Origin of the sequence: Kitasatospora sp. LaBMicrA B282 (genome assembly GCF_050325825.1) — a bacterium.
Classification (GTDB): Bacteria; Actinomycetota; Actinomycetes; order Streptomycetales; family Streptomycetaceae; genus Kitasatospora.
This window is the reverse complement of record NZ_JBNQTI010000374.1, coordinates 1-957: the sequence shown is the minus strand read 5'-3', so window position 1 is coordinate 957 and position 957 is coordinate 1. Positions and strand designations below refer to the sequence as shown.

Below are 957 nucleotides of genomic sequence, written 5' to 3'. Positions count from 1 at the left end.
CCTAAGGGCTGTCCCGCAATGATCACCTTCGGCTGTCCGCGTGGCACCGTGGACTCCGGAGGGGGTTGAATGCCGGGGTGACGGACTGGACGCAGGTGGTCGACGCCCACGGGGCGAGCGAACGGGTACCGGTGCTCTTGGAGCAGGTCGAGCGCGCGGAAGCCCTGGAAGCATGGGATGAGCTTTGGGACCGTCTTTGCCTACATGGGGAGACAGTGTCTTCGGCCAGCTTCGCGGCGCTTCCACGCCTGGCAACGCTGGCCCCGAGAAGCGACCGAGCCCTTGAACTGGCTGGCGCGATCATGCGGGGCGTCCTTCAGCACCACGACGGCGAAGCTCTGATCGAGGACTGCACGGACGCGATCGCCGCCCTGCGAGAACTGGCAGACCAGCGGCTCCGGACGCGTCCTTCCGACTACCACCGGGTCTTCTGCGACCTACTCGCGCTTGCCGGCCAGTATCACTGGAGTGCGGCCCTGGAGGACCTCACCGACGACTTCTACACCGTGTGCTGTCCCCACTGCGTTGTCGAGGTGATCGTTGCCATCGGCGACCACGGCCACTACTCGGCGATCCGCGACTGGGATCTGGGCGACGTCGAACGGCGTGCTCTGCAGCCGGCGTCAACCGAGGAACTGCTCGACCCGGGCCGATGGATGCACGCCACTGCCGTCCGTGACGGAGAACTCCGACTTGCCGAGGGGATCCGCCACCTGTTCGGCCGGGCGGAGTGCCCAGGCTGCGCGAGCGTGTTCGGCATCGCGGAGGCCTACACGATCGCCAACCTCCCCCACACCTCGGACGCTTAACTGCCCGGGAGAGGAGCCGCGCGACACCTGCCATGATCTTGGAATGGCTGGTGTGATCACGGCGTCGGAGTCCTCTTGGATAGCCCTGTTCACCGGGCTGAGCCCTGGCGCGTTTGGGAAGCTGCTCACCCAGCTCCGCTGCGAGGGA

1 protein-coding gene and 1 pseudogene are annotated in these 957 nt (G+C 66.7%); both read left to right on the top strand.

All coding sequences use genetic code 11. The features are described from left to right. Positions 1-77 precede the first annotated feature (77 nt). Entirely contained in the window at positions 78-809 is a 732-nt protein-coding gene (locus ACQRUO_RS39525) for a hypothetical protein (protein ID WP_428321014.1), read from the top strand. 43 nt (positions 810-852) lie between these two features. Then, a pseudogene (locus tag ACQRUO_RS39520) lies at positions 853-957 on the top strand (IS5/IS1182 family transposase); the annotation flags it as partial.